This window comes from Magnetococcales bacterium (assembly GCA_015231925.1).
In the GTDB taxonomy this organism is placed as follows: Bacteria; Pseudomonadota; Magnetococcia; order Magnetococcales; family JADGAQ01; genus JADGAQ01.
Map to the genome: position 1 here is coordinate 1 of JADGAQ010000097.1, position 14,995 is coordinate 14,995.

A 14,995-nucleotide genomic window follows, 5' to 3' on the forward strand; every position below is an offset into this window, starting at 1 on the left:
GTGTCAACGGCGAAAGGAAAAGTCCCAGGGGTGCCCCCTGGACCCGTCGGGGGGGATAATCCCCCCCGAACCCCCGTATATCTGAAATAGTTACCGTTTTTTAATTGCATCGATAAGAAGAACGGATAACTGAAAAGTCAACGGATAGGACATTTTCTTTTTTTGATACTTAAAAGATAAATATTGAAAGTCAACTGCAATGAGACCTTCTCCCCGGTACCTGGCGCTTCTTGCCGCACTCGCCCTGCAACTCGCCTGGCGACACGCCTCCGGCCTCGCCGCCCCGACGCCGCAAACTCTGGAAGCCCCACCGCCGCTCCCCGCCCTGCGACTGGCCTCCCTGGGCGACGACACCGCCATGGCCCGCTTCTGGATGCTGCGACTGCAAACCTTCGACGATCAGGCGGGGCTGCAACTCTCCCTGCGCAGCCTCAACCCCAACCACCTGGAAGCCTGGCTGCAAGCCATTCTGGATCTGGATCCGCGTTCCGAATACCCCCTCTTCGTCGCCTTGCGCCTCTACGGCTTCCTGCCGGATGAAGCCATCCTGCGCCGCATGATCGGTTTCATTCATCGCGCCTATCGGGCCGACCCCGACCATCGGGCCATCTGGCTGGCTTTTGCCGCCGAACGCGCCGTCAATCGCCTGAAAGACCCGTCCACCGCGCTGCTTTTTCTGGAAGATATCCGCTCCCACCCCCGGTCCCATCCACTGCCCTTCTGGATTTCCGGATTGCATCTCAGTCTGCTCTATGGCAATAATGAGCTTGAGAAAGGGTTGCTGTTGGCTCAGGAGGTTTCCCGCCAGGATGGACTGAACACGGCTGAAAGACAGGCCATTGAGGCCTGGATATTAAAAATCAATCAAAAGAGGACGCCCTATGCCCCTGACATTGAGCAAAAATGAACGCGGTTTCACCCTGATTGAAATTGCCATCGTTCTGGTGATCATCGGTTTATTGATCGGCGGTGTCCTCAAAGGCCAGTCCATGGTCAAGAATTCCAAGATCAAGCGCATCGCCACGGACACCCAGTCGGTTCAGGGGGCCGTCAACGCCTACATGGACTCTCACTGGTTCCTCCCCGGTGACGACTCCGGCGCGGCCACCCACTGGGCCACCGCTTCCGGCGCCGGCAACGGCAACGGCATGATCGCGGGTCTTTTCGACGCCGCCACCAAGACAACCGACGAATCGGCCCTGGCCTGGAACCACCTCTACTGCGAAGGACTGGCCAAGGGCACCTGTGTGGCCGCCGGCACCGCCGTGACCAATCCGACCAACCCGCTGGGCGGCACCACCGGCATCGCCGACGGACGCACCACCAACGTTCTGGGTCTGGCCGCAAAGGTGGTTTGCATGGAGAGAATCCCCGTGGATTACGCCATGATCTACGACTCCCAGTTCGATGACGGCGCGGGCGACACCGGCTCCATTCGCGGCAGCGACGATGCCCAGGTGGCCGCCACTCCGGGCGCCGCCACCGCCTATACCCTGGGCGAAGTGATTCACATCTGCAGCAGCTTCTGAGCGTCCAAAAACGGGGGTCCACGGACCCCCGTTTTTTTTAATCTGTTGACTTTCAATATTTAATCTTTTAAGTATCAAAAAAAGAAAATGTTTTGTTTTTTGACTTTGTCTGTTATCTGTTTTGTTTAAATAAATACGTTTTTATTGGTAACCATTCAGACCCCTGCACGGTGCAGCATGATCGTGTCAACGGCGAAAGGAAAAGTCCCAGGGGTGCCCCCTGGACCCCATGGGGTCGGAAGTCAACAGCAAACGGAAGAGTCCCAGGGCGCTGCCCTGGACCCGTCGGGGGGATAATCCCCCCCGAACCCCCGTATGTCTGAACAGATACAATAAATCAAACGTCAAAAGACAGAACATTTTCTTTTTTTGATACTTAAAAGATTAAATATTAAAAGTCAAAAGACTATGGGCCGCGACATCCTCCGCATCGACTCCCTGAGCAAACGTTACACCACGCCGGTGCTGTCGGAGGTTACTCTCCGCCTCGGGGAGGGACAATGCCTCGGTCTGGCGGGCGGCAACGGGGCGGGCAAGACCACTCTGATCAAATGTCTGCTCGACCTGTGCCGTCCCGACTCCGGAACCATCCGTCTCTTCGATCAGCCCAGCGGCCATCCCGCTTCCCGGCAGCGTCTGGCCTACCTCCCGGAACGTTTTCTGCCCCCGCCGGCCTTGACCGGACTGGAGTTCCTTGGCTGCATGGCCCGGCTCTACGGGCAATCCCCGGAGGTTCTGCACGAACAAGCCATACGCATCGACTTTCCGCAAGCCGCCCTGAACAAACCCCTGCACACCCTGTCGAAGGGTATGACCCAGAAGATCGGTCTGGCGGGGTGTCTGGGCAGTGGCAAGGAGTTGCTGATACTCGACGAGCCCGCCTCGGGACTCGATCCCCAAACCCGCCGCCGCTTCACGGAGTTGCTTCTGGAGCGCAAACAGCAGGGTCGGATGGTATTTCTCAACACCCACAATCTGTACGACGTGGAACCGGTATGCGATATCCTGGCGATACTGCACCAGGGTCGCCTGCTCTTTCTGGGCAGTCCCGCCCTGTGCCGGGAGACCTTCGGCGGGGAGACCATCGAGGAGAGTTATCTGCATGCCCTGGCGGCGGCGCATTGATCTGGCGACGGACATCCTGCGGGCCAATCTGGGGGAACGGTCCCTTCCTTACAAACTGACCTTCGCCCTGACCGGACGTTGCAACGCCCGTTGCGCGTTGTGTGGCATCTGGCGGCAGCCGCCGAACCCGGACGAACTCTCCCTGGCGGAGATCACCGCTTTTCTGACTCGAAACGACCACTTCTCCTGGATCGATCTAACCGGTGGGGAGATCGTGCTGCGGGAGGATGTGGCGGAGATCGTGCGGGCGGTCCTGGCCAGCCAGCGCCGGCTTTTTCATCTGCATGTGCCTTGCAACGGCATCGACGTGGAGGCCACGGCTCGTTTGGTGGGTGTGGTACGGGAGGCTGCGGAACCCCCACCTCTGTTCACTCTGACCATCAGTTTGGACGGTCCGGCGGCGCTGCACGACCGGCTGCGGGGTCATGCCGGCAACTGGGAGTCGTGCATGGCGCTTTACGAGCGGCTGCGTCCGATGTGTCACGGCGGATTCCGGCTCTTTTTCGGTTTCACCCTCTCCCATCTCAACGTCGGTCAACTGCAAGCCACGGTGCGTGCGGCGCAGGAGCGGCTGCCGGGTCTGGCGATCGAGGCGTTTCATCTCAACCTGGCCCATGCTTCGGAGCATTATTATCACAACACCCAGCGGGAGTGGCCGCTGCGGATGCCGGAAGGTTTCCGGGAGGAGATCGCCTGGTTTGCCCGTTCGCGACGGGGTTTTCCGGATGCGGTGGGCCTGATTGAAAAACGATATTTACGCTACGCGCTGCGCTATGTGGAGAGCGGACGAACTCCTGTTCCCTGCCAGGCCATGGCCAGTTCGATCTTTGTGGCGGCGGATGGGGTCTGTTATCCCTGCACGCTGTGGAACCGTCCTTTAGGCAATTTAAGGGATTACGACTTTCGTCTGCCTCCGCTGCTGGCCGCCAATGGCGCGGCACGCCAGGCGGTTCGCGAAGAGGCCTGCCCCCGCTGCTGGAGCCCCTGCGAGGCCAACCCCTCGTTGCTGGCGAGGCTGGCGAGGCTGCCGTAACGCTTTCAATAAATACGGGGGTTCGGGGGGGATTATCCCCCCCGACGGGTCCAGGGCAGCGCCCTGGGACTTTTCCTTTCGCTGTTGACGTACCCACCCCATGGGGTCCAGGGGGCACCCCTGGGACTTGTCCTTTTGCCGTGCCCTGGGACTTGTCCTTTCGCCGTTGACGTACCCACCCATGGGGTCCAGGGGGCGCCCCTGTGACTTGTCCTTTCGCCGTGCCCTGGGACTTTTCCTTTCGCTGTTGACGTACCCACCCCATGGGGTCCAGGGGGCACCCCTGGGACTTGTTCTTTCGCCGTTGACGTACCCACCCCATGGGGTCCAGGGGGCACCCCTGGGACTTGTCCTTTTGCCATTGATATCGTCACGCCGTGAGGAGCCGGAATAGTTGATAGAAGCCTTCGATATTTCTGGAAAAAGCTGATACTGGACAATATACTCTCAATTAATGCAATTAGATTGCATATCCACTAATTGGAGATGCCAGGAAGGTCAAGAGCTTATTCTTGATAGTCTTTTCACATCGCGTTTCACATTCCCAAACAACGCAATACTGCCAACCGAGTTTGGTAAGTTCTTGAAAAGTGCGCTGATCCCGTTCCACGGTAGCTGCGAATTTACCTCTCCAAAAGTCGACTCTCGTTTTTGGCATACTGGACTTTGAACAACCTCCATGCCGATGCCAATAGCAACCGTGAACGAAGATTGCTTTTCGCCTGCCTGCAAAGACGATATCCGGGGTTCCCGGCAACTTTTTCGGGTGGAGGCGGTAGCGGAAGCCGCAAATTCGAAGAATACGCCGGACGATGAGTTCGGGCCCGGTATGTCGGGTGCGCACAAGGGACATCTGGCGACTCTTCTCCGCGGAAACCGGTGCTTCGGCTGCGGGATTCGGAATTCTCACGATATCATTCATTATACCTTCGTCAACCTATTACTTGCGAAAAGGCTCGAATTCGTCAAAACCGATCCGGCCCATCTTGTGTGTTACATTTTGGACCGCTCGAGAAGCACGACGTTCCTTCATATTTGCAACCCATTGAAGACTCGCAGCAACGGAAAGATCTTTGTCTAAAAAAGCATCAAATATATATCCATTATCGTGACGTCGGGCGACTACGGACTTTCCTGTAGTTTCATGACGAAAGTAGAAAGCCCTGAATTCTGTATATGAAATATCACTATCTATAAACAGCTTTATATACTCACCTTTAAATTGAACTATAAAATCAGGCTTAGATACATTACTTTTTTGCGATAGGCGAATAAAAGAAAATGGCTTTGACTGAGAAGTAGAATTACCTTGCCAAACACAATCACAGATTGCCTGAGTACAAAGCAAATACTCCTTATTATGGCTATTCCATACAATACTACCAAGACACAACCCCGGAAGCAAATCTTCGTCTATTTTATAAAAAATATTTTCAGGATATTCCGTTACTGAAGTTATAAACGCAAATTGATACAACGCATTTTCTGAGCTTCTCTCATTTTCGAACAGTATAGACGATAATTTATTTCTCATCACTTCCTTGCTTGGTAAGTTCGCTGGCTTATTACCTGAGCCAAGAAACTCTTTCAGTCCCTCGACAAACAATCTAACAGATTGCTCTTTACTGAATGATATATTGCCAGATTCAAGAATTAGACTTTGATTGTCAGGACGAATATTTTCAATGCGCCGTCTTACTGCACCTTCATCAATAAACTTATAAATAGTTTTATCAAGCAGAACCGTATTTTTTAGATCCCCCATTATAACACTAATACCATATTCCTCCGAATCTTCCGGTCTGGTGATTATGGCACGGTGATGCAAAAAGGGACCATCCATATCGCGATGGAACCTGCTAACCGCATGGTGCGCCACCCGGCGGATAGAGGCCACCGTGGCCAGCGCGACGTTGGACAGAAGACCTCCGTTTGGTAAATCGGAAAATTCCTTAAGTAGCTTCTCAGGAAGCTTTTCTTCGGACACCTGAAATGACGCAGCATCACCCTCCACGGTCCCGCCATGCGTTTTGATCAGACAAATGATGCGCAACCCATCTCTACTGACTATGTCATTTTCATGTTCCCTAAAATGTATCCCTCTAACCTTTTGACTTTCAGAAGAGAAACTAGATACAATCGCCTCAAATATCTCCCGTCGCTTTTTTGCCTCCCCCGTATAAATCGATATCAGTCGAAGGCGGCCATTGATTCTTGCATCACGATCGGCAATTCCCTTAAGAATCGAAATTGCTGTAGTGCCATTATCGTTTTTGAGTTGCCAATCCAGACTAACGATATCGACCCGTTCCGCCGCTTCGACAACGTTCCTCACAAAATCCTCTTCCGAGCCAGGACGCAGCACTGAACAAACCAACCCGAGTTTTAATGAACTCTTCGTTAACGCTTCAACATTTAGGCCGTGACTTCCGTTATTCCATAATTCATCGTTGTTTTCCTGTTTCGCAAGAATCCTCGCAGCCCGACCCGGACCTCCTTTTATTTCAGTTTTAGCAACAATATCCTGTTTCGACGACTCGTACGAGGCTTCATCATCAATAAAAATCATTGTGTGAACAAATTCCTTTGCAGCGTTATAGCGATCCGTTTCGAATGTCTCAGACATCATCCTCGATCTCCTCTCCCTCGGGTGTTGAATCCTTCTTCTCGGGATCCGGTGACAGTCTGAACACCGCCCCGACATATTCATGGCTCACATCAAGCGAAATCACATATTCGGCTTTTTTTAGGGTTTCCCGCGAAAGGTAAAGCCCCATACCTCTTCCCCCCGGTCGGCGAGAAAAGTTAAGCAGGAAAATGTTGTCACGATCTCGGGGACTGACTCCGGGTCCGTTGTCCCGAACAAGAAGGTCCGAACCATCCACGACGAACTCGATGCGACGAGGCCCTTCCCGAACACCCTGCAGCCAGTAAACCGAGTTATCCACTAGATTGACGAAAACCGGGTAGAACGACGAGGTGTAGCCAACAATAACGGTGTCCAAAAAAGCCTGGTCCGCTTCCAAGGCAATCGTGTGTCGTTCCAGCCTGGCATGGAACAGATTTTCAATAAAGTCGTAGATATCCCTTCCCTTGATTCGCGTTTTTTTGCGATTCAAACGGCGGTCAAGAGGGGTGAACAGGGTCAAGTAGCCGTCCAGATGGTCGAAAGCACTGCGCATGTCGCAGTAAAGGTCTCTCAGAACCGGATACTCGCTTGCCCAGGCGCTCATGCGCCGAAAGCCGCTGCGCAAGGCACCCACGGTTTTTCCGAACTCATGGGTCACCGTATTGAGCGCCATACCGATTTGGGCCAGTTCGAGGTCCGCTTCACGGCTACTGCGAAGGTCGTCCAACTCCTCTTCCAGTGCTTCGGTCAATTCCGCCGTATCAAAACCGTTCTCGTCCCAAAGAGCACCCACCGTCGCAAGCTGATCGCGAATGCGCTGCAATTTGAGACGTTCCTGCTCGAAAACCGTATTGAGTCGCTTTTCCATGTTCTCGCGCATTTCCGAGAACGCGCCGACCTCGACCGATGAGCATTTCAACCGTTCCAGCTCGGCCAGCACATCGTCGACCACCTGCTCGACGGCCTTGAAGCTGGCCTTCGAGGTATCCCTCACTCGTCCCGCAACCTCCGACAAAAGGGTTTCCGTTTCCAACTTGATGCTGCGGGTAGTCGATTGCAGGTCTTTAGCCCGCTCCCGAACGGCGCTGTCCAGGCGCGCGACGTTTGCAAGCGGTAAACCTCCATTTTTGGCATATTCCGATACAAGACGTTCGATATCGTTTTCCGCAGGACCAAAAACTTCCCCTTGCAAACGATCGTTCTCCGCCTGATAAGCACCCCATTCGTTGCTTAATGTGCGCGGCAAGCCGACACCACGCGGTTTGCTGACGGTAAATCGGCCTTGTTCCCTACGGATGGCCAACCGGGCATCACGTTCGACCCCGATCAAGGCTGCAGCCTTGTAGGATGCGGGCTGCCCTCCTTCGAGGATGGATCCGGCTTGAATTTTCGCCTCCCGGACAATACGTTCGACAGCCAATTCGGGTTCCTTATCTCCGATACCCGTAAAGAAAGTGTCCAGCTCCTTGCGGAGTTTTGCCTTCTTCACCGTCACCTGGGCCGACTTTTTCTTGCGGATCTCTTCCGAACGATTGAGTTCTTCTCTGCGCTCAGCCCACTGGTCGGCGTATCGCCCCTCCTCGCGGAAAAAATCAGCCGCCGTTTGCAGAAAGAAGTTCATCAGAATCGAGCGAAGCTGCCGATAGGCCTTGTTCTCCCGAAATCCCTCACGCCCGGCCTTTTCCGTCAAGGATGCATTGTCGGCAGTCGAAAGTTCGATTACGCCGAACATTCGGCGATAGGAATAGAAATAACGTGCCGCATGCAAAGTTCTGCGCTTTTCGATGTCCAGCCAGTCGTAATCGGAATCGCCGTAAGGTTGCACGCGCACACCATCACGGTAGATGTACAACCCACCATGCCGTTCCAGCTTGTATCGGAGTCGGGTATATTCCTCCAGGGGAACCAAGGAGTCCTTGGCGTTACCTTGGAGATAGGCAAACGAAAGGGTGAAAGGACCACAGGCCGTCGGCAGACCGTCGGCCTTATCCCAGCTCAGAACGTAGGGATCGGGTTTGGTCTGGTATACCCCGATTTCGCCCCGAAACTGGCCGTATTCGTCGAAACGACCGATGACATGATGATCGACCATTTTGTATTCATCCGGGGTGAAAAAAACTTTCTCCCCGATGCGTTCAACCGGTGCACCCTCGTCGATGTAGTCCCGAAAGGTTGTGATAATCCGAGGCCGTGCATGCCCGGGAGTCATGGTATTCGTGAAGCCGATCAGGTTTTTCTCAAATCGGGTCGCCTTCTCTTCACCTTCTCGCCCGTCAATATCATCCTTTATGAGGGAATCCGCCGGGCTGATGTAGAAATGGGTTCCACAACCATCTCCTATCAAAGACGGTTCCCCCATTTCCGCCGACAGTACCGCCGGATCGACAACAAAGTTGGCCATCTCCTCGATTAGTGATGCAAGACTTTCCTGATTCGCGCGACCTGCCAAGCCCGTCAGACAGTCGCTAGCTTCCTTCACCATGGCATGAACCACCTCTGCATCCGGCATCGTGCCACCCGGAATCTCCCGAATCGGAATCACGATGTCGTCCAGGTCAAGACCCGGAAGGGCGAAAAGCCCCCAATGAAGATAGGCGACCACGGTGGTTGGACTTGGCCGCCCTTCTCGCCTAGCGCGGGTAACGACCAAGACCTGCGGTCCCAAAATGGCAATGGCCAGTCGCCCGATGCCCTTTTCGCCCAGAATGGGGCGAATGTTTTGATCCGGGTCGTTCGGCGGCAGGGCTATTCCACCGCCCGACACCTTGCTATCGGTACCCAGGGTCAGCCACCGTTGTTCGAAGTCTTCCAGGGTCATGCCGAGCCCATCGTCCCGGAGGATGAAAAGCTGCTCATCCCGGAAATAATCGACCTCCGCCCGTCTGGCATAAGCATCGTGGGCGTTTTTGAACAATTCCGAAATGGCGGTAGGAATGCCTGCAATCTGCTGGCGGCCCAACATATCAACAGTGCGCGCCCGTACCCGAAACTTGGCCATCAGGCAGCCTCGGCTTTCGAAAGGGCGTGATAGTGGGCCAAAAAGGCCTTGCCGAAAACTTCCGCCAAACGCACCGGAACGGCGTTTCCTATCTGTCGCGCCATGGAGTTGAGGTTGCCGTGGAATACGAAATCCATCGGAAAGGTCTGAAGACAGGCTGCTTCCCGCACACTGATGGCCCGATGCTGTTCCGGGTGCCCAAACCGTCCGTTGGAAAGGCTGATGCATCGGGTGGTCAGGGTCGAGGCGGGTTTATCCCAGTGCATGCGCCCATATACATCCGTGTGCCCCCTGTGGTTGTCGTGGCAGTTGAGGCGTAACTCCAACGGCCAATCAGAGCGCCCCCCCTCTATCGGCGTGGCTTTGATGCGTTTCATATTGAGATCGGAAAGACGCGCCGCCCGATGGTTGGGGATCGAATCATCGATCTCTCCGGCGGCAATTGCCGGAAGTTTGCCGATCCACTCCCGCACCGTGGGCAAATCGGGATTGCTCGTGCCGGGACCGTGGGTTCTTTCGGGAATGGCGATCCGCCCCAGACGACTCGCCATCAACACCATGCGCGGCCGGTTCTGCGGAACCCCGTAATGACACGCCATCACAATGCGATGATTGTAATAGTATTCTAATTCTGATAATAATTTCAGGAAATCCGCGAACGGACCAACTTCCTCGTCCACGGTCTGTATCCCCGGAACATTTTCGATAAATACATACTCCGGCTGATATTTCTGTACAAATCTCTGAAACTCGGACAACAAGGAACGTCGTTCGTCCTTACACGATCTTTGTCTATTCTGCTTCGAAAAGGGCTGACACGGAGCGCAGGCACCGAACAATATCGGATTGTTCCTTTTTTTTCCAATTAACTCATTCAATTGATTTTCATGAATATTTTTAATATCGTCACACAGAAAGACCGCATCCTTGAAATTCGAGGTAAAGGTTGCCCGAGCGTCCGGGTCGATATCCAACCCGAAGCGGACAGCCAAACCGGCGGACTGCATGCCGCAACTGGATCCTCCGCATCCGCTGAAAAAATCGAAAAAATCGATAGTCATCGTCTACAACCCAACCTTCCGCTCAATCTCCTGATAATTACGTCGAACCAACTCCCTGTTGGTTATTATATCACGAAACTGCCCTGAAATGCACTCGTTTTTATGACGATACCCCAACTTGGGCAACTCCACTGTGCCATGATGTCATCACTTCCTCCGAACTACCCATGCCCGATCTTGGTTTGCTTCTTGCTTCCCTCCCTGTAGCCACCCATCCCCTCTCGGGAAAGAAGGAGGCGCAAACAGACTCTCCGAGGCCATCTCCACGGGCTTTCTCCGCGGAAAGGACAACGTCCATGTATCTGAACCATTTCGGGCTGCACCGTCATCCCTTCTCCTTGAGTCCCGATCCGGAACTCTTTTTCGATGGCGGAGACCGCGAGAACATTCTCACCTCGCTGCAACACGCCATCGCCGCCCGGGACGGGCTGATCAAGGTGGTGGGCGAAGTCGGCACCGGCAAGACCACCTTGTGCCGCACCCTGTGCCAGCGCCTGCCCGCCAGCATCGACGTGGCCATTCTGCTCAACCCCAACATCCCCGCCGACCAGATCGCCTCGGCGATTCTGCGGGAGTTCCGCATCGAACCCAGCCCCAACCGGGATCGCTCCCTGGACCACTACCGCCTCGCCGAACACCTGATGAACCTGCATCGCGCCGGTCGCAATGCCCTGGTGGTGATCGAGGAAGCCCAATGTCTGCCCGTCGAATCGATGGAAGAGTTGCGTCTGCTCTCCAACATCGAAACCGATCGGGAAAAGCTCTTTCAGATCATCCTCTTCGGCCAGCCGGAGCTGGATCGGATCCTGGCCCGGCACGGCAACCGGCAGTTTCTCGAACGCATTCTGCACAGCTACCATCTGCATCCCCTGTCGCTGGAAGAGACGGACCGCTACATCGCCAACCGGCTCAACGGCACCGGCTATCGCGGCAACCGGCTGTTTCAGATCAAAGCGGTGCGCAAGATCCACAGCGTGTCGGAAGGACGCATCCGGCGTATCAACATTTTGGCGCATAAGTCCCTGATCGCCGCCTACGCCGAATCGGCCACGGAGATTCAAGCCAAACATGTGCGCGCCGCCGTCGATTCGAGCGAATTTTCCATTCACACCCCCTTCCCCTGGCGTCGCCCCGCCCTGGCCGCCGCCGGACTGGCGGCACTGCTGGCCACCGGAGCCCTGATGCACTCCTCCTGGGCCACCACCTCGCGGCTGATGACGCAACGCACCGGCGGTGTCGAGGCAGCCCTGACCCCGCCTGCCGTGGACGTGAGAACCATCACCGCCGAACAACCCGCGCCCCCGCCGGCCCCGGCTGCGCCGGCAATCGCCGTGGATACCCCCGTCGCCGCAGCGGTGGTCGCCGTGGATACCCCCGTCGCCGCAGCGGTGGTCGCCGCGGATACCCCCGTCGCCGCAGCGGTGGTCGCCTCCCAGGCTGCTGTCCCGACTCACGAAGTGGAGGAGATTCTCGCCCCGGAGATGGAACATCCCCCGATCCCGGCGGCGGCGATTCCCGCCGAAGCGGTGGTGGTGGAACCCGTCAACGTGGCAGAGATGGCGCCCCCGGTTGAACCAGGCACCAACGAGGTGATTCCTCTCCTGGAGGGTCCGGCCCCCATTCCCGTGCCGACACCGAAACGCAACCCCAAAGCCATCAAAACGGCGACGATGCCCACCACGAAGGTCACTGCCGGCAACGAACCCTTCACCATTCAGCTCATGGCGTTGAGCGACAGGAGTTCACTGGCCTCCGTCGAAAAGATACTCGGTGAGATTCGCGCCAGTCTGGATGCGGAGCGGCAGTTGAATATCGTCACCCTGGCGGATCACCGCACCCTGATCTACGTGGACACCTTTCCCTCGCGGGAGAAGACCGCCGCCTTCATTGCCGCCCTGCCCGCCGCCATTCGGGCCAACCAACCCTTCGTTCTGCCCCTGAAGGCCGCCCGGGAGCGAGAAGAGCGCGTTGGCAGGATCAGTGGATGAGACCCCCTCCCCCCCAGCCGCGCCACAGAGCCTTGACCGGAAAGCATCGCCCGAATTGGGCGGTGCTTCTGCCGGTTCTGCTGGCTTTTGGCTGCGCCCGGCCATCCCTGCCGGTTCCCCCGCCGGTGGAGAGCCAAACCCTGGGCCAGAGCAAAGAGGCGGCGGATACCATTCCGGACACCGTCAAGGTGACCCCCTTCCTGCCCAAAGAGGGTGGTCAAAGCCGCGCCCAGGATCTCTATACCGTGGTGGTGACCGACGTTCCCGTGCGGGAGGTACTCTTCGCTTTGGCCCGGGACGCCAACCTCAATATCGACATTCTGGCCAACATCAACGGCCAGATCAGCCTCAACGCCATCGAACAGACCCTGCCCCGCATCCTGGACCGCATCGCCCGCCAGGCGGACCTCTGGTACCGCATCGAGGAAGGCACCCTGGTGGTGGGACCGGAGGTGCCGGTAAGGCGCAACTACCGGGTCGACTACGTCTCGGCCAACCGCAACGTGGAGACCAAATTCTCCATCTCCACCACCGTGGCCTCGGACACGCAAACCAGTTCCGGCACGAACCAGAGCGGCGTCAACAGCTCTTCCGTCAATCTGAACACCGCCTCCGGCAACGAGTTCTGGAAAAATCTCATCGGCAACATCCGGGAAATCGTCGGCATCCGGAACGAACCCGGCAAACCCGAAAGCGATGAAAACGCCTCCAAAGTCATCTGGAACGAAGCCACCGGCATCATCAGCGTCATGGCCACCTCCCTGCAGCATCGGGAGATCGGCGAGTTCATCGACCGGGTGGTCAACAGCGCCCGACGCCAGGTACTCATCGAAGCCACGGTGCTGGAGGTACAACTCACCGATCAGTTCCAGGGCGGCATCGACTGGAACCTGATCCGCAGCGACGGACTGCGCGAGACCGAAAACCAGCTCGCCCTCGCCGCCACCCGGCTCAACACCTCGCCGCGTCTGGCCCTGAACCTGAACCGGGCGGAGATCCCCTTCCTCTCGGGATTGCTGGGTTCACGCGACATCTCGGCCACGGTGCGCCTGCTCTCCAAGTTCGGCAATACCCGGGTGCTGTCGTCGCCGCGTATCACGGTGATGAACAATCAGACCGCGCTGTTGCGGGTGACCACCAACGAGGTCTACTTCCAGATCAAGGTCACGCCGCCGCGTTACGCCGACGACAAACTGGTCACCGCCGCCACCACCGAAACCCTGATCCGCACGGTTCCCATCGGTTTCATCATGCAGGTGACGCCGCAGATCAGCGAAAACGAGGCCATCACCCTGAACATCCGGCCCACCATCCAGCGGGTCTCCAAATGGGTGGACAACCCCGACCCCAACCTGCGGGCCAATCTGGGCAACAACCTCACCTACACCCCGCCCCAGGTGCCGGTGGTGCAGGTGCAGGAGATGGATTCGGTATTGCGGGTGGGTAACGGCCAGGTGGCGGTTATGGGCGGACTCATGGAAAACACCCGGAGCGACGCCACCGACGGCGTGCCCATCCTCTCCCGGCTGCCCATTCTGAGCAACTTCTTCAGCTTCCGGGAAGAGCGCTCCAACAAGACCGAACTGGTGATCTTCCTGCGTCCCATGGTGATGACCGAACCCGTCGACAGCTTGTCCGGGCACGATCAGGAGTTGCTCAACGGCGGCAACGAGAAACCCGCCGCCGACAATACCCTGGCCGGCGCCTGGTCCACTCTGATGGGGACGCCATGAGTCTGCTTCTGGATACCTTGCGCGAATCGGAAGAGGAGGAGAAGCGGGGTTCCCGAACGGAAAGCCAGGCCGCCGCCAACCCGTGGGAAAAACAGCTCCTCGGACTCAACGCCCTGAAGGAACCGGAAAGCGTTTTCAAAGTCGGGGCCGCCCCCAAGCCGGAAGCCGCGACTCCGCCGCCCGCGCCATCCCCTGCCGTGGTGACGCCCGCGCCGTCGGTTGACTTCACGACACCCGTGTCATCCGTCGACTTCGCACCGCCACCCCCGCCACCGCCCGAACCCCCGAGGTCGGCCCCGGCGGACCTGCCGCCGAGCGAAGGCAAAAAACTTCTGCGCATGACCCTCAATCCCCATCTGCCGCGAAAACGTACCCAGCGTCGGCTGCTCGGGGCGGTCATCACTCTGGGCGGGCTCTATTTCGCCTCGGAGTGGCTCTTCGAACAGGTGCTGCTCTCCACCGGGGAGTCCACCCTGGAGGTGGCCACGGATAAAATCCGCCCCCGCGCCGAACACGGGGGATCTCCTCCCGGCGGGGTCTCCCCCGCAGGGAAACCGGCCCCCGGAAGCAAAACCGCCGCCGTCGTCGTCACTCCGGTGGCGGCGCCTCCACCATCCGCGGAAGCCAAACCCGTGCCCGCTCCACAGGCGGAAGGTCCACCCCCCTCCCCGGTCCCACCTGCCGTGGCCCAGGCCCCCGTTGTCGCGCCTCCGGTTCAACCGCCCGTGATCCCGCCCGCCGTGGCCCAGGCCCCCGTTGTCGCGCCTCCGGTCCAACCGCCCGTGGTCCCGCCTGCCGTGGCCCAAGCCCCCGGTGTCGCGCCTCCGGTCCAACCGCCCGTGGCCCCGCCTGCCGTGGCCCAAGCCCCCGGTGTCGCGCCTCCGGTCCAACCGCCCGTG

Annotated in this window: 11 protein-coding genes; 7 read left to right on the top strand and 4 right to left on the bottom strand. The window is 57.4% G+C overall.

Annotated features, from left to right (window positions below):
• Positions 1–199: 199 nt before the first annotated feature.
• The 4 genes from HQL56_11560 to HQL56_11575 all read left to right on the top strand — a co-directional run bounded on the left by HQL56_11560 (position 200) and on the right by HQL56_11575 (position 3,687).
• Positions 200–907 carry a hypothetical protein gene (locus tag HQL56_11560; GenBank protein ID MBF0310154.1) on the top strand — a complete coding sequence of 236 codons (708 nt, stop codon included), beginning with the start codon at positions 200–202 and terminating at the stop codon, positions 905–907.
• Entirely contained in the window at positions 882–1,529 is a 648-nt protein-coding gene (locus tag HQL56_11565) for a prepilin-type N-terminal cleavage/methylation domain-containing protein (GenBank protein ID MBF0310155.1), read from the top strand. The genes HQL56_11560 and HQL56_11565 overlap by 26 nt, the downstream gene beginning before the upstream one ends.
• 408 nt (positions 1,530–1,937) lie before the next feature.
• Positions 1,938–2,654: an ABC transporter ATP-binding protein gene (locus HQL56_11570; protein ID MBF0310156.1), complete on the top strand. Its 717-nt coding sequence runs from the start codon at positions 1,938–1,940 to the stop codon at positions 2,652–2,654.
• Positions 2,632–3,687, top strand: coding sequence for a radical SAM protein (locus tag HQL56_11575; GenBank protein MBF0310157.1), 1,056 nt, complete (start codon positions 2,632–2,634; stop codon positions 3,685–3,687). The genes HQL56_11570 and HQL56_11575 overlap by 23 nt, the downstream gene beginning before the upstream one ends.
• Positions 3,688–4,147: 460 nt before the next feature.
• Here HQL56_11575 and vsr read toward each other — a convergent pair whose 3' ends face one another.
• From vsr to HQL56_11595, 4 genes are read right to left on the bottom strand one after another with little or no spacing between them, the layout of a single operon-like run.
• Positions 4,148–4,609 (bottom strand): DNA mismatch endonuclease Vsr, encoded by a 462-nt coding sequence (gene vsr / locus HQL56_11580; protein ID MBF0310158.1) that lies wholly within the window; start codon positions 4,607–4,609, stop codon positions 4,148–4,150.
• A gap of 18 nt (positions 4,610–4,627) precedes the next feature.
• Positions 4,628–6,316, bottom strand: coding sequence for a hypothetical protein (locus tag HQL56_11585; protein MBF0310159.1), 1,689 nt, complete (start codon positions 6,314–6,316; stop codon positions 4,628–4,630).
• A complete protein-coding gene (locus tag HQL56_11590; GenBank protein MBF0310160.1) occupies positions 6,306–9,314 on the bottom strand; it encodes an ATP-binding protein in 3,009 nt (1,002 codons plus the stop codon). Before HQL56_11590 ends, HQL56_11585 begins: the two co-directional genes overlap by 11 nt.
• Positions 9,314–10,375 carry a DNA cytosine methyltransferase gene (locus HQL56_11595; GenBank protein MBF0310161.1) on the bottom strand — a complete coding sequence of 354 codons (1,062 nt, stop codon included), beginning with the start codon at positions 10,373–10,375 and terminating at the stop codon, positions 9,314–9,316. The genes HQL56_11590 and HQL56_11595 overlap by 1 nt, the downstream gene beginning before the upstream one ends.
• 296 nt (positions 10,376–10,671) lie before the next feature.
• Between HQL56_11595 and HQL56_11600 the strand changes: the two genes are divergently transcribed.
• The 3 genes from HQL56_11600 to HQL56_11610 all read left to right on the top strand — a co-directional run.
• On the top strand, positions 10,672–12,363 hold the full coding sequence (locus tag HQL56_11600) for an AAA family ATPase (protein MBF0310162.1): 1,692 nt from the start codon (positions 10,672–10,674) through the stop codon (positions 12,361–12,363).
• On the top strand, positions 12,360–14,096 hold the full coding sequence (locus HQL56_11605; GenBank protein MBF0310163.1) for a type II and III secretion system protein: 1,737 nt from the start codon (positions 12,360–12,362) through the stop codon (positions 14,094–14,096). The genes HQL56_11600 and HQL56_11605 overlap by 4 nt, the downstream gene beginning before the upstream one ends.
• The coding region (locus HQL56_11610; protein MBF0310164.1) for a hypothetical protein at positions 14,093–14,995 on the top strand (903 nt) is incomplete at its 3' end. The genes HQL56_11605 and HQL56_11610, both read left to right, overlap by 4 nt.